This is a genomic window from Nonomuraea terrae, from assembly GCF_044465245.1.
Lineage (GTDB): Bacteria > Actinomycetota > Actinomycetes > Streptosporangiales > Streptosporangiaceae > Nonomuraea > Nonomuraea terrae.
The window spans coordinates 408077-424232 of record NZ_JBITLL010000004.1 but is presented as its reverse complement, the minus strand read 5'-3'; the positions used below and the strand labels follow the sequence as shown (position 1 = coordinate 424232).

Sequence of the window (16156 nt, the reverse complement as noted above, 5' to 3'; positions counted from 1 at the left end):
GTGAGCGCGGGTGGGGGCGGGGTGGGTGGCGCGTACGATCGGAGCCACCAGATTTCCCGGCACGGACGGAAGGATCGGACACGTGGAGGACGCCGTCGCGGTCGCGCTGCGCCAGTGGCGCAAGGTCCTTCCCGAGGCCGACCTCGACACGATCGCCGTCATCGGCCGGCTCAACCGGTGCGTCGCCCTGTTGCAGCAGGCCACCGATGCCCCGCTCGGCCGCGCGGGCATCAACCGCGCCGAGTACGACGTGCTGTGCGCGCTGCTCCGGGTCGGCGGTGAGCTGACTCCCGGCAGGCTCGCCCGTGAGACGTTCGCCTCGGGGGCGGCGGTGACCAAGCGGGTCAAGCGACTGGAGGAGATCGGCCTGGTCACGCGGAGGGTCGACGACCGCGACCGGCGGGTGGCCCACCTGTCGCTCACCGAGCGGGGCCGGGAGTTCATCATGCGCCTGATGCCCGAGCAGCTGGAGTACGAGACCGCGCTGCTGGCCGGCCTCCCCGACGACCGGGAGCGGCAGCTCGCCGACCTGCTGGGCGAGCTGCTGCTGATGCTGGAAGGCCGCCTCGGCAGCACCCTCGCCTGAGCGCGCCCCCAGGCGGGCCACCGGCGGGGTCGCGTTCGAGCGGGCAGCGAACGCCGTCCCATGACTTCGGCCGCACGGGCACGGCGAAGCGCAGCTCGCCGACCGGCGGACGGGCGAACGGGGTGCCCCGCACGGGGCCGCGTCGTGGGCGGCGTGGACGCCTGACGTGATGCGGACCTGGGGATCCACGGATTCCACCTGATCGCCTCCCCCCGCCCCCGCGACGCCGAGACCGTTCATCGACCAGATCTGACCGCTCGCCGTAAACATCGGACGGATGCGAAATACGGCATACCGTATGTGTTACCCAATGACCCGTGGCAGAAGGATTCCTCAGCCGTTCCCGTACCGTCGCGCCGCCCGGCTGGAGCCGCTGGCTCGTGCCGCCCGCTGCGCTCTCCGTCCACCTGGCGATCGGCCAGGCGTACGCGTGGAGCGTCTTCAAACCCCCGCTCGAACAGGCGCTGGGGCTCTCGGGCACCCAGAGCGCGCTGCCGTTCCAGCTCGGCATCGTGATGCTGGGCCTGTCGGCCGCCTTCGGCGGCACGCTGGTGGAGCGCAACGGGCCCCGCTGGGCCATGTTCGTCTCGATGGCGTGCTTCTCCTCCGGCTTCCTGCTGTCGGCGCTGGGCGTGCTCACCCAGCAGTACTGGCTGGTCGTGCTCGGCTACGGATTCGTCGGCGGGATCGGGCTCGGCATCGGCTACATCTCGCCGGTCTCCACACTGATCAAGTGGTTCCCCGACCGGCCGGGCATGGCGACCGGCATCGCGATCATGGGGTTCGGCGGCGGGGCCCTCATCGCCTCGCCATGGTCGGCGCAGATGCTCTCCGGGTTCGGCCCGACCACGAACGGGATCGCCGCCACGTTCCTCGTGCACGGCGTGGTCTACGCGGTGTTCATGTCGGTGGGCGTGCTGCTCGTCCGGGTCCCGCCCGAGGGCTGGCGGCCGAAGGGCTGGCAACCGTCGGCGGTCAAGGCCCGCGCGCTGATCACCTCGGCCGACGTCTCGGCGCGCAACGCCATCCGCACCCCGCAGTTCTACTGCCTGTGGGTGGTGCTGTGCTGCAACGTCACGGCCGGCATCGGCATCCTGGAGAAGGCCGCGCCGATGATCACGGACTTCTTCGCCGGCACGACGGTCGCCGTCGCGGCGAGCGCGGCGGCCGGGTTCGTGGCGCTGCTGTCGCTGGCCAACATGGCCGGGCGCTTCGTCTGGTCCTCGACCTCGGACCTGATCGGCCGCAAGAACATGTACCGCGTCTACCTGGGCGTCGGCGCGCTGCTCTACCTCGTCATCGCCCTGGCCGGTGACACCTCCAAGCCGTTGTTCATCCTCAGCGCGCTCGGCATCCTGTCCTTCTACGGCGGCGGGTTCGCGACGATCCCGGCGTACCTGAAGGACCTGTTCGGCACCTACCAGGTGGGCGCCATCCACGGACGGCTGCTGACCGCCTGGTCCACGGCGGGCGTGCTCGGGCCGCTGATCGTCAACGCCGTCGCCGACGCGCAGGAGGCCGCCGGCCGCTCGGGCCCCGCCCTCTACACCACGTCGCTGTACGTCATGATCGGCCTGCTCATCGTGGGCTTCCTCGCCAACGAGCTGGTGCGGCCGGTGCACGAGAAATACCACGAGCGGCCCCGTGAGGTGCCGCTGGAGGAGAAGGGACAGACCGTATGAACCGGCGCACCGGTCTCATGGTGCTGGCGTGGACCTGGGTGGGCGTGCCCTTCGCGTACGGCGTCTACGAGCTCTTCCTCAAGCTCACCCAGCTCTTCACGTAGCTCCTCACGTTGGCGGGTAGATCGCGATGGCGGCGGTGAGCACGAACGCGGTGACGTCCTCGACGTACTGCTCGCTCTGCGCCGCCATCTCCGGCCGCAGCTCCTCCGGCGTGGCCAGCACGTGGTTGAGCAGCCCGCCCACCAGCGTGTCCAGGATGAGCGTCGGAGAGGCGTGCCGGCCCAGCTCGCCGCGGTCGATGGCGCGGCGGATGATGGCGCGCGCCTCCAGCACCCGCGAGCGCCGGATGCCGGCCGCCAGCTCGGCGAACAGCTCGGGATAGGCGCGCGCCTCCACGTGCAGGCGCAACCCCGCCAGCCCGTACGGCCCCAGGTAGTAGGCCATCATCGCGTGGGCCAGCTCCCGCAGGTCCTCCCGCAGCGTGCCGGTGTCGACGGCGATGACGGGCAGCACCAGCGCCTGCTCCAGGGCGGCGGCGACCAGCCGCTCGCGGGTGGGCCAGCGGCGGTAGATCGCCGCCTTGCCGATGCCGGCCCGCCGCGCCACCGCGTCGAGCGTGAACTTGGCCCAGCCGAGCTCGGCGTAGAGCTCGATCGCCGCCCGCAGCGCCTTGCGGTCGACCTCGGCGTCACGGGGCCGGCCCGGCCCGGCCGTGTTCGTCGCGGGTTGGGACACGGTGCCACCTCCTCGGCAGCACCGTAGCGGAGGACCGCGTGTTCAGGACGAGAGTACGAACCCCTCGTAGCCGTCGGCCGCCACCTGCTCGCACTTGAGCCGGTACGCCCCCACCCCGCCGACGTACGGCATGAAGACCCGCGGCTTGCCCGGGACGTTCGCGCCCAGGTACCACGAGTCGGCCTGCGGGTAGAGGGTGAACTGCGCGACCTCGTTCACGTGCGCGGTCCAGGCGTCCTCGGCCAGCGGGTCGGCGTCGATGGCGGCGACGTCCCGCTCGCGCAGCCAGGCGACGCAGCCGGCGATCCAGTCCACGTGCTGCTCGATCGACACGATCATGTTGCTCAGCACGGACGGGCTGCCCGGGCCGGTGATGGTGAACAGGTTGGGGAAGCCCGCGCTCATCAGTCCCAGGTACGTACGCGGCCCCGCCTCCCACTTGCGCCGCAGCGACAGGCCGCCCTTGCCGGTGATGTCCATGCCGAGCAGCGGGCCGGTCATGGCGTCGTAGCCGGTCGCGTAGACGATCATGTCGACGTCGTGGCGGCCGGCGGCGGTGCGCACGCCGGTCGGCGTGATCTCCTCGATCGGGTCGGCGCGCACGTCCGCCAGCGTCACGTTCGGCCGGTTGTAGGTGGCGTAGTAGCCGGTGTCGACGCAGATGCGCTTGCTGCCGATCGGATGGTCGCGCGGCGAGAGCAGCTCGGCGGTGCCGGGGTCGCCGACGATCTCGCGGATCTTGCTCCGGACGAACTCGGCCGCCAGCTCGTTCGCCCGCGGGTTGACCGCGATGTCGCCGTACGCGCCGAGGAAGGAGATGCCGCCCTTGGCCCAGCGGGTCTCGAACTCGCGGGTGCGCTCCTCGTCGGAGACCTCCAGCGCGGACGTGGAGTTGAACTCGCCCAGCAGGCCGGCGTGCGACTCGCGCATGCGCCGGCGCAGGTCGGGATAGTTCGCCTTCGCCCAGCCCTGGTACTCCGGCTCCATCGGCCGGTTGTGCGCCGGCACGCTGTAGTTGGGGGTGCGCTGGAAGACCGTCACGTGCTCGGCCTGCCCGGCGATGACCGGGATGGCCTGGATCCCGGAGGAGCCGGTGCCGATGACGGCCACCCGCAGCCCGGAGAAGTCCACGCCGTCGTGCGGCCAGCGCCCGGTGTGGAAGCGCGGGCCACGGAACGACTCGGCGCCGGGGAAGGCGGGGACGCGCGCCGCCGACAGGCACCCGACCGCCGAGATGAGGTAGCGGGCCGCCACGACGTCGCCGCGGTCGGTCTCCACCCGCCACAGGCCGGTCGCCTCGTCGTACGCCGCCCGGGTCACGCGGGTGCCGAACTGGATGTCGCGCCGCAGGTCGAAGCGGTCGGCCACGTGGTCGGCGTACCGGAGGATCTCGGGCTGGGAAGGGAAGCGCTCGGTCCACTCCCACTCCTGCTCCAGCCGGTCGTCGAAGGAGTAGGAGTACTCCATGCTCTGCACGTCGCAGCGGGCCCCCGGGTAGCGGTTCCAGTACCACGTGCCGCCCACGCCGTCGCCGGTCTCGAAGACGCGTACGGAAAGGCCCAGGCCGCGCAGCCGGTGGAGCATGTACATGCCGGAGAACCCGGCCCCGACGACGACCGCGTCGAACCTCACGACAGCCTCCTCTCGACGGCCTTGGCGACGGTCTCGAGGGCCGTGGCCTGCGCCGGCAGCAGATTGACCATGGTGAAGAAGCCGTGCATCTGGCCGTCGACGCGCTGGAACTCGACCGGCACCCCAGCTTCCCGCAGCCGTTCCGCGTACGCCTCGCCCTCGTCGCGCAGCACGTCGTGCTCGGCGGTCAGCACCACCGCGGGCGGCAGGCCGGACAGGTCGTCCGCCCGCAGGGGAGAGGCGTCGGGGTGCGCGCGGGCGGCCGGGTCGGGCGCGTAGTGGTCCCAGAACCAGACCATCGTGTCGCGGGTGAGCATGAGCTGGTTCTCAGGGTCGCGGTAGGAGGCGTTGTCCAGGTCGCAGTCGGTCACCGGGTAGACGAGCACCTGCAGCGCGATGGCCGGGCCGTCCTCGTCCCTGGCGCGCCGGGCCACGACAGCCGACAGGTTGCCGCCCGCGCTGTCGCCCGCCACCACGATCGGCAGGCCGGGCATCGTGGCGGCGGTCCACAGCAGCGCCGCGTACGCGTCGCGGGCGGCGGTGGGGTAGCGGTGCTCGGGCGCGAGGCGGTAGCCGACCAGCACGACCGTGCAGCCCGTACGGTGGGCGAGCAGGCGGCCCAGGGTGTCGAACTCGTCGACGGCGCCGATGACCCAGCCGCCGCCGTGGTAGTAGACGATCACGCCGCGTGCGTCGCCCTCGGGCGTCAGGACGCGGGCCGGGAACGAGCCGCCGTCGTCGGCCGAGATCGAGACGTCCTCGACGCGCGCCACCTCGGGCCCCTTGCCGTACAGGTCGCGCAGGACGCCGAACTGCCCGCGCGCCTCCTCGGGGCTCATCTCGTGCATCGGCCTGCCGCCCGCTTCGCCCATCAGCTTGAGGAACTGCGTCGTCGCGTCATCCAGGGACATGGGGTCACCTCACGGGGGGAGCGCGGAGGGGGTGATGTAGGTCACCCCGATGTGTCCTCAACGTAGGATGCGGACCGGAGTGAGTCAATGGACGATAGTCGTCCGATTTTCTGCCGTGGTGTGGACGGAATCGCTGGGGGCACCCGATGCAGGGTGAAGGCGGTGACGGTGTCGTCGTGGCGGGAGCTGGACGAGGCGATCGGTGAGGCGGGACGCTCCGACGGGGCGCTGCACGCGCATTCGACGCTGGTGTTCCGGGGGCTGGCCCGGAGCGGTTACTCCCACATGTCGGGGCTGGCCCGGTTGCAGGGCGACTATGCGGCCGTCGAGTCCCACCTGATCCGGAATTTTCGTAAATATGCGCATCGTGCGGCGCCGGGACCGGCGCTCTGGGACTGGCTGGCGCTCGGCCAGCACCACGGGCTGCCCACGCGGCTGCTCGACTGGACGTTCTCGCCGCTCGTGGCCCTGCACTTCGCGACCGCGGCCTGGCCCGAGGAGGACGCGCTGCTGCTCGCGGTGGACAGCGCCGGCGCGCACCGGCTGCTGCCCGAGCGGCTGCGCGCGTCGCTGGACCAGGAGGGGGCGCTGCTGTTCACCACCGAGATGCTCGCCGCGCACGCCCCCGACCTGTGCGCCTTCGACCGGCTCGGCGAGGGCCTGCCGCCGTTCCTGGTGTTCTTCGAGCCGCCGTCGCTGGACGAGCGGGTGGTCAACCAGTCGTCGGTGCTGTCGGCGTTCTCCTCGGCGACGTACCAGCTGGAGGAGTGGCTGGCCGAGCACCCCGGGCTCGCCTCCGGGTGGGTGATCCCGGCCGAGGTCAAGGCCGAGGTGCGGCAGCGGCTCGACCAGGCCAACATCACCGAACGGGTGCTGCTGCCCGGCCTCGACGGCCTCGCGGACTGGCTGCGCCGCTACTACTCGCCGGGCAGCATCGCGTACGGGGAGGGCGCCGGGGGCTCGTCCATGGCCGGCCAGGACGACCGCCGCCGGCGCGAGGGCCGCATGGGCCCATAGGCGCGATCCGTGGGCTGTACGGCGTTGACGCCACCCGGCCGCTCGCCGGAAGGTGTAAGGCGTGCATCCGCGCCGCATCGTCTTCGTGGTCTACGACGGTTTCCAGGCCCTCGACCTGGCCGGCCCGTACGAGGTCTTCCAGCAGGCCGCCTGGCACGTCAACGGCCACTACACCTGCGAGATCGTGGCCCCGGCCGCCGGACGGGTGCACGCGGACAGCGCCCTGCCCATGCACGCCGAGCACGGTGTGCGCACCCTCGACCCGCGCGGCGTGGACACCCTGGTCGTGGCGGGCGGCGTCGGCGTCTTCGACGCCCGGCACGATCCCGCGCTGACCGGCTGGATCAGCGCCGCGGGAGCCGGCGCGCGCCGGGTCGCCTCCGTCTGCACCGGCTCGTTCCTGCTGGCCGCCGCGGGGCTGGTCGACGGACGCCGGGTCACCACCCACTGGGCCCACGCCAGGCGGCTCGCGGACGAGCACCCCTCCGTCACGGTCGACAGCGACCCCATCTTCGTCAGGGACGGCCGCGTGTGGTCGTCGGCCGGCGTGACCGCCGGCATGGACCTCTCCCTCGCGCTCGTCGAGGACGACCTCGGCCGCGACGTCGCGCTCACCGTGGCCCGCAACCTGGTCCTCTTCCTGCGCAGGCCCGGCGGGCAGTCGCAGTTCAGCGTGGCGCTGTGGTCGGGGCAGCCGTCCACCGATCCGATCCGCGCCGCCGTCGCGGCGATCCACGCCGATCCCGGCGCCCGCCACGAGGTCAAGGATCTCGCCGAGCACGCCCGGCTCAGCCCGCGCCACCTGCAGCGCCGCTTCACCGCCGAGCTGGGGCTGCCGCCCGGCGCGTACGTCGAGCGCGTCCGCATCGAGGCGGCGCAGCGGGCGCTGGCCGAGAGCGACGCTCCGGTCGAGGTCATCGCGCGCCGTTGCGGCTTCGGCACCGCCGAGACGCTGCGCCGCGCGTTCCACCGCCGCGTGGGCGTCTCCCCGTCCGACTACCGCGAACGATTCGGCCGGATGACGGCGGACGAGCCGTGCGCGGCGGTCAGGCGGTGAAGGCGGGAAGAGCCGCCGGTCAGGCGGTGAAGGCGGCCCGTACGGCGTCGCCCACCTGGCGCTGGATCGGGTCGGCGGCCGGCCCGAACATCCGCTCGTCCACCTCGGCCACCGCCGCCTGCGCCCGCTCCAGCAGCCGCGCGCCCTCGTCGGTGACCTCGATGGCCGACGCCGTGCCGGCGCGGGCGGTGTTGTCGCGCACGAGCCCCGCCGCGGCGAGCGCCTTCACCGCCGCGTGCACGCTCTGCACCGTGATGCCCGACATGCGGGCCAGGTCGCTGAACGACACCCCGGGCACGGCCGCGATGTGACCGAGCAGGCCGAGCCGGCTGACGGTGAGGTCGAGCGGGGCGAGGGCGGCGTTGAGCTCGGTCTCGATCCGGCGGGCCAGCGTGAGCACGACGATGGAGGTGCTGGTCACCGGGGGAGCGGGTCGGCCGTTGTCGAAGCTCACGATTCCCAGTCTCCCGCACCCGCGGGAGTGGTCAGCTGTCGGAGGCGGCGAACCGTTTGTCCAGGCCCGTCATCCGCAGCAGGCGGGTCATCCGGGGCTGCAGGCCGCTCAGCCGCAGCCGTCCGCCGGCCTCCTCGACGCGGTTGGCCGCCCAGATGAGCGCGTTGAGCCCGGAGGAGTCGCAGAAACCGACGTCGTGCAGGTCGACCACGACGTGCGGCGGCGTCAGGTCGGTCATGGCCTGCGTCAGGCCGCTGCGGAACTCCTCCACACTGGCCAGGTCGAGGTCGCCGGCGGGACTCAGCACGGTCGCGTCATCACGCCGTGTGACGATCCAGGAAAAGCCGGTCCGGTCCGTGCCGCCCATCGCACCCTCCCCATCCAACGCCCGCCCCACAGCTTTGCACAGTGCAAGAAATCGCGGAAGTCGCACCGGCGCGGCCAGTGTACGTGGGCGAAAGTGCTCATGGGGCGCAGGCGGACTCTTGGGGCGTCGGCGGAGGGATCCGGCGGCGGCCGTACGGGAACTCGGCGACTTCTCCGGGTGAGCGCCTGTCACACTCTCTCCTCCTCGCGGGTCGAGGCGGTGAAGAGCACGTTCGACTGAGGAGAGAGCCATGACGATCCTGATCACCGGCGGCACGGGCACCCTGGGCGGCCACATCGTCCCCCTGCTGCGCGAGGCGGGCCAGAAGGTCCGCGTGCTCACCAGGACGTCCCGCCCCGACGCGGACGGCGTCGCGTACGTGACCGGCGACGTCAGCACCGGCGCCGGCCTGGAGGACGCCGTGGCCGGAGCGGAGACCGTCGTGCACTGCGCGGGCAGCGCCAAGGGCGACGAGCAGAAGGCCGAGAACCTGGTGCGGGCGGCGTCCGGGGCGGGAGTGCGGCACCTGGTGTACATCTCGGTCGTCGGGGCCGACCGCGTCCCCGTGGTCAGTGGCCTCGATCGCGCCATGTTCGGATATTTCGCCGCCAAGCTGGCCGCCGAACGCGTCGTGGCCGGGTCGGGCATCCCGTGGACGACCCTGCGGGCCACCCAGTTCCACGACTGGATCGTCACCACGATGCGGATGATGGCCAAGCTGCCCGTCATGACGACCTGGGGCGGCGTGCGGTTCCAGCCGGTGGACGCCGGTGACGTCGCCGAGCGGCTCGCCGAACTCGCCCTCGGTGAGCCGGCCGGTCTGGTGCCCGACATCGCGGGGCCGCGCGTGTACGCCATGGAGGATCTGGCGCGCGACTACCTGCGCGCCGCCGGCCGGCGCCGTCTCGTCGTGCCGGTCAGGACGCCGGGCAAGGCCGCCGCCGCGTACCGGGCCGGGGCGAACCTGGCGCCCGACCGCGCCGTGGGCCGCCGCACCTGGGAGGACTTCCTGGCCGAGCAGGAGCGGCTGGGGCGGATCGGGTGACGGTGGGCGTCTGAGGCGCACCTGCCTGGGCAGGGGGTCCGGGACCGCGCCACCGGGCGAATCCGCACAGGCACGAGGACGCTGACCCATGACACCGACACCCGGCCCTTCCCAGCCGGACAGGCCCGGCGACACCCACCACCCGCCGCCCGACGCGCAAGACCACCCCGCCACCTCCGACCCGCCACGCGCCCCGGCGGGCTCGCGGGAGTCGGCGGTGGAGAACGAGGTGCAGCGCATCACGGAGCCGGCACGGCTGCTGCGCGTGAGCAGCATGGCGCGCTCGCTCCTGGACGAGCTTCACGAGCTGTCGCTCGACGAGCACGCCCGCGAGCGGCTGCGGATGGCGCACGCGCGGGCGGTCGAGGAGATCGGCCACGCGGTGACACCCGAGCTGCGCGACGAACTGGAACGTCTGCTGCCCGACTCCTCGGGCCCGCTCAGTCAGGGGGAGGCCAGGATCGCGCAGAGTCAGCTCGTCGGCTGGCTGGAAGGCGTCTTCCAGGGCGTCAGGGCCGAGCTCAGCCTGCACCAGATGGCCGCCCGCAACGAGGCCGCCCGCCCGAACCTGCCGCGCCCGATCCCCGGCCGCGAGACCGGCCCCTACCTGTAGGCCACGGCCCACCCGCCGGACCCACCGGTCAGCGGTTGGTGGGGCGGGCTCCGTGGGGGTGGTCCTGGTGGGGCGTGGGGTGGGGAACGGTGAGGTCGGCGCCGCGCGGGCCCATCGGGTCGGTGGCTCGCAGGCCGGCCGTGGCCACCACCCGGCTGATGTCGCTCGGCGTCAGCAGCCCGATCAGGCAGCCGTCCGGAGCCAGGACCACCGCGCGCCCGTCGGCGGAGCCGCGCATCCGCTCCAGCAGGTCCATCAGCGGCTCGTCGGCCCGCGCCTGCGGCACCTCCGCGGCCGGGCAGGCGATATCACGCAATTTCGTGACTTCGCGGTCGTGCGGGTCCACCTGGCGGATGCGGTTGAGCGTCACCAGCCCGGCGAACCGGCCGCCGTCGTCCACCAGCGGGTACGTCGACAGCCGCCGCCGCATCACCACCCGTTCGACCAGCTCGGCCACGGTCTCGTCCGGATGGGCGGTGACCGGCTGCCCGGACATCACGTCGCTCACCCGCAGCCCGTACAGGGCGGTGCCGAGCTGGGTGTGCTGCTCCTCCGCGCTGGCCGCGTTCACCAGGAACCACCCGATCAGCGCGAGCCACAACCCCTGGAACCCGACGCCGGTGACGAGCTCGAGGAAACCCAGGGCGATGAGCGCGTACCCGAAGATCCGGCCGGCCCGCGCGGCGGTGATCGCGGCCCGCGTGCGGTCGTGCCAGCGCGCCCACAGGGCGGCGCGCAGCACCCGCCCGCCGTCCAGCGGCGCGGCGGGGATCAGGTTGAACACGGCCAGCAGCACGTTCACCGCGGCCAGGTAGACGAAGATGCCGGCCACCAGCGGCGCCCCCGCCAGGGCGCCGACGAGCCACGCCACCGCGCCGAACAGCACCCCGCACAGCAGGCTCGCCACCGGCCCCACGATCGCGATCCGCAGGTCGGCGCCGGGCGAGCGGGGCTCCCCGCGCAGCTCGGCCACTCCGCCGAGCAGCCACAACGTGATGCCGGCCACCTCGATGCCGTGCCGTCGCGCCGTCATGGCGTGCGCCAGCTCGTGGGCGAGCAGCGACAGCAGGAACAAGACGGCGGAGACCAGGCCGGCCAGCACGTAGACGACCACCGAATGACCGGGGAAGACCACCGGGAACCGGCCGAAGGCCAGGCCCACCACGAGGATCGCGACGATGACGAGCACGCTGACGTTCAGCCCGACACGGACGCCTCCGATGGAGCCCAGAGAGATCGAGGAGCGCATGTTCCCTCCCGCGGGTGGCGTGTCCGCTCCTCTTACCCACGCATCGGCGCAGGTCACGTGACGAACGCGCCCATCCCCGTGACGGCCCGGCCGACGATCAGCGTGTTGATCTCGCGGGTGCCCTCGTAGGAGTAGATGGCCTCGGCGTCGGCGACGAAGCGGGCGATGTCGTAGTCGAGGATGATCCCGTTGCCCGCGAGCAGCTCCCGCGCCCAGCCGACGACCTGGCGCATCTGCGTCGTGCAGTACGCCTTGGCCAGCGCCGAGTGCTCGTCGTGGAAGACGCCTTCGTCCTGGAGCTGGGCCAGGCGCACCACCATGCCGAGGCAGGCGGTGGCGTTGCCCAGCATCCTGACCAGCAGGTCCTGCACGAGCTGGAACTTGGCGATGGGCCGGCCGAACTGCTCGCGCTCCTTGGAGTAACGCAGCGCGATCTCGTACGCGGCCAGCATGACCCCGACGGCCTGCCAGGCGACGCCGCTGCGGGTCCTGCGCAGGATCCGTGCCGTGTCGCGGAAGGAACGGGCGTCCTGCAGCCGGTTGGCCTCGGGGACGCGGCAGCCGCTGAGGGCGATGTCGGCGTTCTGCACGGTGCGCAGCGCCATCTTGTTCTCGATCTTCGTGGCGGTGAAGCCGGGCGTGCCCTTCTCCACCACGAAACCCTTGACCTTCCCGTCCTCGGTGTCACGCGCCCAGACGACGACGAGGTCCGCGAACGTGCCGTTGCCGATCCAGCGCTTGGACCCGTCGAGCAGCCACGTGTCGCCCTCGCGCCTGGCCGTCGTGCGCAGCCCGCCCGCCACGTCCGAGCCGCCGGTCGGCTCCGTCAGCGCGAACGCGCCGATCCGCTCCATCCTGCTCATCTCCGGCAGCCACCGCTGACGCTGCTCGGCCGAACCGCACGCGGCGATGCTGCCCATGGCCAGGCCGGTGTGCACGCCGAAGAAGGTGGCCATCGACGGGTCGGCGTGCGCCATCTCCAGCGCCAGGAAGCCGCTGAGCAGGCCGCTCGGCTTGGGGCCCGCGCACTCGGGGTAGGCCAGGCCGGCGATGCCCAGCTCGGCGTACCCCTTGACCAGGTCGAGCGGGAACTCGGCGCGCGCCCAGCAATCGTTGGCGATGGGGACGACCTTCTCCTTCAGGAACTCCCGCACCCGCAGCAGAATGGCCCGCTCCTCGTCGGAGAGCAGGTTCTCGAACGCGTAGAAGTCCCCGGTCAGCAGCTCGGACATGGCCCGGCCCCTACCCCCGCCGCCTCCCGCGACACTGAGGACACGCGCCAACCGGTCGGCTTACGCTGCCGGGATGACGATCGGTGCATATCCCCTCGATCTCGACCGGACCGCCATCGAGAAGCTCGGCCGGGAGGCCGTGGAGTTCCTGGCCGGCTGGCTCGCGGAGCTCGGCTCGGCCCCGGCCAGCGACTACGACCACGCGGCGGAGCTGTCCGCCCTGGTACGCCGCCCGCCGTCCGGCGCACCGGGCGACTTCGGCGCCCTGCTGGAGACGTTCCGCCGGGCCGCCGGGCAGGGCGTGGACACCGCGGGCCCCGGCTATCTCGCGTACTTCCCGGCGGGCGGGCTGGTCTCGGCGGCGCTCGCCGAGATGCTGGCCCAGGCCGCCAACCGCTACACCGGCGTGGCCCAGACGGCGCCCGCGCTGGTCGCGATGGAGCAGGGCGTGCTGACCTGGTTCTGCGACCTGTTCGGGCTGCCGGCCGGCGCGGGCGGGCTGGTGACCACCGGCGCGTCGCCCGCCACGCTGTCGGCGGTGCTGGCCGCGCGGCAGCACCGGCTCGGCGAGGACATCGCCGGCGGCACCCTGTACGTCACCGAGCACACGCACTACTGCGTCGCCAAGGCCGCCCGCATCGCGGGGCTGCCCGCCGGCCGCGTCCGCACGGTTCCGGCGACGGGCCGCCTGCGCATGGACGTGGCCGCCGCCGCCGAGATGATCGCCGCCGACCGGGAGGCGGGGCTGCGCCCGTTCCTGCTGGTGGGAACGGCGGGCACCACCGACACCGGGACGATCGACCCGCTGCCCGAGCTGGCGGAGCTCGCCCGGCGGGAGGGGATGTGGTTCCACGTCGACGCGGCGTACGGTGGCGGGTTCCAGCTGACGCGACGGGGCCGCGCCGCGCTCGCCGGCGTCGGGGAGGCCGACTCGCTCGCGCTCGACCCGCACAAGAGTCTCTTCCTGCCGTACGGCACCGGGCTGCTGCTGGTGCGCGACCCTGCCCTGCTGCGGGAGGCGCACGCCGCCGACGGCCAGTACCTGCAGGACATCGGCCGGATGGACGACCTGCCCGACTTCGGCAACCTCGGCATCGAGCTGACCCGGGAGTTCCGCGGCCTGCGCCTGTGGCTGCCGTTGCACCTGCACGGCGTACGGGCCTTCGAGGAGGAGCTGGACGAGAAACTCGACCTGGCCGCGCACGCCTACGCGGAGCTGGCCGGCGACCCGCGCTTCGAGGCGCCCTGGGAGCCGGACCTGACGGTGATCGTCTTCCGGCTGCGCGGCGGCGACGAGCCCAACCGGCGGCTGCTCGCCGCCGTCAACGACAGCCGGCGGGTCTTCCTGAGCAGCACGACCATCGGCGGGCGGTTCTTCCTGCGCCTGTGCGTGCTGAGCTTCCGCACCCACGCCGACCGCGTTCGCGAGGCCCTCGCCGTCATCCGGGAGGCCGCGGACCGCTGCGCCGGATGAGGAAGCGGCCGAGCCGCCGCCCCGGCGTCTCGATCAGGTGGTACGTCACGGCGCTCAGCGGGATCAGGACCGCGTAGAACACGGTCAGGCCCGGCGCCACGTGCAGCAGGAGCGGGTGGAGCAGGTAAAGCGAGAAGCTGATCGTGCCCAGCCAGGCCAGCCAGCGCGGGAACACCCGCCCGCGCAGCGCGAACGCCGCCGCGAACACACCGAACGCCAGCGCCAGCGCGGGCGCCCAGCCCGGGTCGTCCTTGGCCGGGAGCCCGCAGGCCAGCACCGCCGCGACCGCGAGCACGGCGGCCCGCGGCGGGATCTGGCCCCGTTCGGCCCGGTACACGGCGGTGCCCGCGAACATCGTGGCCACGATGATCACGCCCTGCCAGGTGCCGCCGCGGCTGCCCAGCACCGCCAGCGTCAGCCCGAGCAGCCCCCCGGCCACCGCCGCGGCCGTACGCACCCGCCCCCGGCCGAGCACGGTCACCGCGATGGCGGCGGCGACGGCGAGGCCGAGCAGCACGGCGGCCGCGTCGGCGCCGCCGCCGATCGTGGCCCCGGGCAGCAGCAGGCCCAGCGGCACGGCCGCCACCGCCAGCCCTCCCGCGATCCCGGCCGACCGGTGCCCCTGCCGCACCGCGAACAACGCCACGCACATCAGGTAGAACGCCATCTCGTAGGAGAGCGTCCAGGTGACGTCGATGACGGCGGGCAGGTTGAGCAACTCCTGCAGCATCGTCACGTTGCCGAGCACGACCACCGGCAGCGGCCGGTCGGCCAGCTCCGGCGCCAGGGGCAGCGCGCCCGCCCCGGCGAGCGCGAGCGCCAGCGCGAAGGCGGCCAGCAGCAGCGGCAGCAGACGGAAGGCGCGTCCGGTCCAGAACGCGCTCAGGTCGCCGCGCCGTTCCAGCGAGGCCGGGATGATGTAGCCGCTGACCAGGAAGAACACGAAGACCCCGCACGTGCCGAGGTCGACGCGGCCGTCGACCGCCGCCCAGAGACCGGGCACGAACGTCCAGCCGGCGTGGTGCAGGGTGACGGCCAGCGCTGCCGGCCCCCGCAGGGCGTCCAGCCAGGCCAGCCGGGCGGGGGCTTGGGACATTTGCCGGAGTCTAGGACAATTGTCGCCTTGTTCTTTACACCGAGCATGCCCAAGCCCCCGGCGGTCAGCCGTTGAGGCGGGCCAGTTCCTCCGCGGTCAGCTCCAGGTCCGCGGCACGGACGGAGTCGAGGATGCTCTCCGGCCGGCTCGCGCCCGGGATCGGGATCACCACGGGGCTGCGGGCCAGCTCCCAGGCCAGGCAGACCTGGTACGGCGAGACGCCGCGCGCCGCGGCGATCTCGGTGAAGACGGTGTTGCGCTCGGTCGTCTCCCCGGTGCGGCCGATGCCGCCGAGCGGCGACCAGGGCAGGAACGCCAGGCCCAGCTCCTCGCACAGGTCGATCTCCGGCTCGCTGCTGCGGAAGCGCGGGGAGTACTCGTTCTGGACGCTCACCAGGCGGTCGCCGAGGATCGCGCGGGCGAGCCTGATCTGCTCGGGATTCGCGTTCGAGATGCCGGCCATCTGGATCTTGCCGGCGTCGTGCAGCTCCTTGAGCGCCCCCATGGTCTCCTCGTACGGCACGTTCCGGTCGGGCCGGTGGTGCTGGTAGAGGCCGATGCTGTCGACCCCGAGCGCCTTGAGCGAGCGGTCGCACGCCTTCCTCAGGTAGTCGAGGCTGCCGTCGCGGCCCCAGCCTTCGGGCGTGCGGGTGTGGCCGCCCTTGGTGGCCACCAGCACCGAGCCGGTGTCGCCGCCCCATAGCGACAGGGCGCGGGCGACCAGGCGCTCGTTGTGACCGACGTCGGTGTGCGAGGGGGTGTAGGCGTCCGCGGTGTCGACGAGCGTGACGCCCGCGTCCAGGGCCGCGAGAATGGTACGGATCGACTGGTCCTCGTCGGGCATGTGCCCGGCCACCGACATGGGCATGGCGCCCAGCCCGATGACGCCGACCTGACGCTTTCCGATGGCGCGCGTTCTCATGGCATTGTGCATGACGCCCAGCCTCTCCTCTGGAGCGCACTCCAGGTCAAATCGGCCTGTGAGCCACCATGCGGGATCTAC

The 16156-nt window shown here is 72.7% G+C and carries 17 protein-coding genes; 8 read left to right on the top strand and 9 right to left on the bottom strand.

Annotation, left to right across the window (positions count from 1 at the left end):
- Positions 1-82: 82 nt before the first annotated feature.
- The 3 genes from ACIBP6_RS20265 to ACIBP6_RS46830 all read left to right on the top strand — a co-directional run bounded on the left by ACIBP6_RS20265 (position 83) and on the right by ACIBP6_RS46830 (position 2372).
- Positions 83-586, top strand: coding sequence for a MarR family winged helix-turn-helix transcriptional regulator (locus tag ACIBP6_RS20265; protein ID WP_397054190.1), 504 nt, complete (start codon positions 83-85; stop codon positions 584-586).
- A gap of 317 nt (positions 587-903) precedes the next feature.
- Positions 904-2268, top strand: a complete 1365-nt coding sequence (locus ACIBP6_RS20260) for an L-lactate MFS transporter (RefSeq protein WP_397054188.1) — start codon at positions 904-906, stop codon at positions 2266-2268.
- The gene (locus ACIBP6_RS46830) at positions 2265-2372 is read left to right on the top strand and encodes an MFS transporter small subunit (protein ID WP_425464789.1); all 108 of its coding nucleotides are present in this window, start codon (positions 2265-2267) and stop codon (positions 2370-2372) included. The genes ACIBP6_RS20260 and ACIBP6_RS46830 overlap by 4 nt, the downstream gene beginning before the upstream one ends.
- Before the next feature lie 4 nt (positions 2373-2376).
- Here the strand turns inward: ACIBP6_RS46830 and ACIBP6_RS20255 are convergent, their stop codons facing one another.
- The 3 genes from ACIBP6_RS20255 to ACIBP6_RS20245 are packed head-to-tail and all read right to left on the bottom strand — an operon-like array spanning position 2377 to position 5549.
- On the bottom strand, positions 2377-3006 hold the full coding sequence (locus ACIBP6_RS20255) for a TetR/AcrR family transcriptional regulator (RefSeq protein ID WP_397054186.1): 630 nt from the start codon (positions 3004-3006) through the stop codon (positions 2377-2379).
- A 42-nt stretch (positions 3007-3048) separates the two neighbouring features.
- On the bottom strand, positions 3049-4638 hold the full coding sequence (locus tag ACIBP6_RS20250) for a flavin-containing monooxygenase (protein ID WP_397054184.1): 1590 nt from the start codon (positions 4636-4638) through the stop codon (positions 3049-3051).
- A complete protein-coding gene (locus ACIBP6_RS20245) occupies positions 4635-5549 on the bottom strand; it encodes an alpha/beta hydrolase (RefSeq protein WP_397054182.1) in 915 nt (304 codons plus the stop codon). The genes ACIBP6_RS20250 and ACIBP6_RS20245 overlap by 4 nt, the downstream gene beginning before the upstream one ends.
- A 162-nt stretch (positions 5550-5711) precedes the next feature.
- On the opposite strand from ACIBP6_RS20245, the gene ACIBP6_RS20240 reads away from it, so the two are divergent.
- On the top strand, positions 5712-6566 hold the full coding sequence (locus ACIBP6_RS20240; protein WP_397054180.1) for an FRG domain-containing protein: 855 nt from the start codon (positions 5712-5714) through the stop codon (positions 6564-6566).
- 61 nt (positions 6567-6627) lie between these two features.
- Complete coding sequence (locus ACIBP6_RS20235) at positions 6628-7623, top strand: GlxA family transcriptional regulator (protein ID WP_397054178.1); 996 nt, start codon at positions 6628-6630, stop codon at positions 7621-7623.
- A 19-nt stretch (positions 7624-7642) separates the two neighbouring features.
- Here the strand turns inward: ACIBP6_RS20235 and ACIBP6_RS20230 are convergent, their stop codons facing one another.
- Both ACIBP6_RS20230 and ACIBP6_RS20225 read right to left on the bottom strand, forming a co-directional pair.
- Positions 7643-8077, bottom strand: a complete 435-nt coding sequence (locus ACIBP6_RS20230; RefSeq protein ID WP_397054176.1) for a MarR family winged helix-turn-helix transcriptional regulator — start codon at positions 8075-8077, stop codon at positions 7643-7645.
- Between the two features lie 31 nt (positions 8078-8108).
- Entirely contained in the window at positions 8109-8444 is a 336-nt protein-coding gene (locus tag ACIBP6_RS20225; protein ID WP_397054174.1) for an STAS domain-containing protein, read from the bottom strand.
- Between the two features lie 250 nt (positions 8445-8694).
- On the opposite strand from ACIBP6_RS20225, the gene ACIBP6_RS20220 reads away from it, so the two are divergent.
- Positions 8695-9489 carry an SDR family oxidoreductase gene (locus tag ACIBP6_RS20220; protein WP_397054172.1) on the top strand — a complete coding sequence of 265 codons (795 nt, stop codon included), beginning with the start codon at positions 8695-8697 and terminating at the stop codon, positions 9487-9489.
- Positions 9490-9577: 88 nt separating this feature from the next.
- Complete coding sequence (locus ACIBP6_RS20215; RefSeq protein WP_397054170.1) at positions 9578-10102, top strand: proteasome activator; 525 nt, start codon at positions 9578-9580, stop codon at positions 10100-10102.
- Between the two features lie 28 nt (positions 10103-10130).
- Here ACIBP6_RS20215 and ACIBP6_RS20210 read toward each other — a convergent pair whose 3' ends face one another.
- Together ACIBP6_RS20210 and ACIBP6_RS20205 are read right to left on the bottom strand one after the other, a co-directional pair.
- On the bottom strand, positions 10131-11351 hold the full coding sequence (locus ACIBP6_RS20210) for a site-2 protease family protein (protein WP_397054168.1): 1221 nt from the start codon (positions 11349-11351) through the stop codon (positions 10131-10133).
- A gap of 53 nt (positions 11352-11404) precedes the next feature.
- On the bottom strand, positions 11405-12583 hold the full coding sequence (locus tag ACIBP6_RS20205; RefSeq protein ID WP_397054166.1) for an acyl-CoA dehydrogenase family protein: 1179 nt from the start codon (positions 12581-12583) through the stop codon (positions 11405-11407).
- A 73-nt stretch (positions 12584-12656) separates the two neighbouring features.
- Between ACIBP6_RS20205 and ACIBP6_RS20200 the strand changes: the two genes are divergently transcribed.
- Positions 12657-14057, top strand: coding sequence for a pyridoxal phosphate-dependent decarboxylase family protein (locus ACIBP6_RS20200; protein WP_397054164.1), 1401 nt, complete (start codon positions 12657-12659; stop codon positions 14055-14057).
- Here ACIBP6_RS20200 and ACIBP6_RS20195 read toward each other — a convergent pair.
- On the bottom strand, positions 14023-15153 hold the full coding sequence (locus ACIBP6_RS20195) for an acyltransferase family protein (RefSeq protein ID WP_397054162.1): 1131 nt from the start codon (positions 15151-15153) through the stop codon (positions 14023-14025). The genes ACIBP6_RS20200 and ACIBP6_RS20195 overlap by 35 nt on opposite strands.
- A gap of 64 nt (positions 15154-15217) precedes the next feature.
- Complete coding sequence (locus ACIBP6_RS20190; RefSeq protein WP_397054160.1) at positions 15218-16075, bottom strand: aldo/keto reductase; 858 nt, start codon at positions 16073-16075, stop codon at positions 15218-15220.
- Positions 16076-16156: the final 81 nt, after the last annotated feature.

Bases quoted from the DNA above. Each gene is read 5' to 3' on its own strand.
- ACIBP6_RS46830 (WP_425464789.1), top strand. From the start codon at position 2,265: ATGAACCGGCGCACCGGTCTCATGGTGCTGGCGTGGACCTGGGTGGGC.
- ACIBP6_RS20245 (WP_397054182.1), bottom strand. From the start codon at position 5,549: ATGTCCCTGGATGACGCGACGACGCAGTTCCTCAAGCTGATGGGCGAA.
- ACIBP6_RS20225 (WP_397054174.1), bottom strand. From the start codon at position 8,444: ATGGGCGGCACGGACCGGACCGGCTTTTCCTGGATCGTCACACGGCGT.
- ACIBP6_RS20220 (WP_397054172.1), top strand. From the start codon at position 8,695: ATGACGATCCTGATCACCGGCGGCACGGGCACCCTGGGCGGCCACATC.
- ACIBP6_RS20215 (WP_397054170.1), top strand. From the start codon at position 9,578: ATGACACCGACACCCGGCCCTTCCCAGCCGGACAGGCCCGGCGACACC.
- ACIBP6_RS20210 (WP_397054168.1), bottom strand. From the start codon at position 11,351: ATGCGCTCCTCGATCTCTCTGGGCTCCATCGGAGGCGTCCGTGTCGGG.
- ACIBP6_RS20205 (WP_397054166.1), bottom strand. From the start codon at position 12,583: ATGTCCGAGCTGCTGACCGGGGACTTCTACGCGTTCGAGAACCTGCTC.
- ACIBP6_RS20200 (WP_397054164.1), top strand. From the start codon at position 12,657: ATGACGATCGGTGCATATCCCCTCGATCTCGACCGGACCGCCATCGAG.
- ACIBP6_RS20195 (WP_397054162.1), bottom strand. From the start codon at position 15,153: ATGTCCCAAGCCCCCGCCCGGCTGGCCTGGCTGGACGCCCTGCGGGGG.
- ACIBP6_RS20190 (WP_397054160.1), bottom strand. From the start codon at position 16,075: ATGAGAACGCGCGCCATCGGAAAGCGTCAGGTCGGCGTCATCGGGCTG.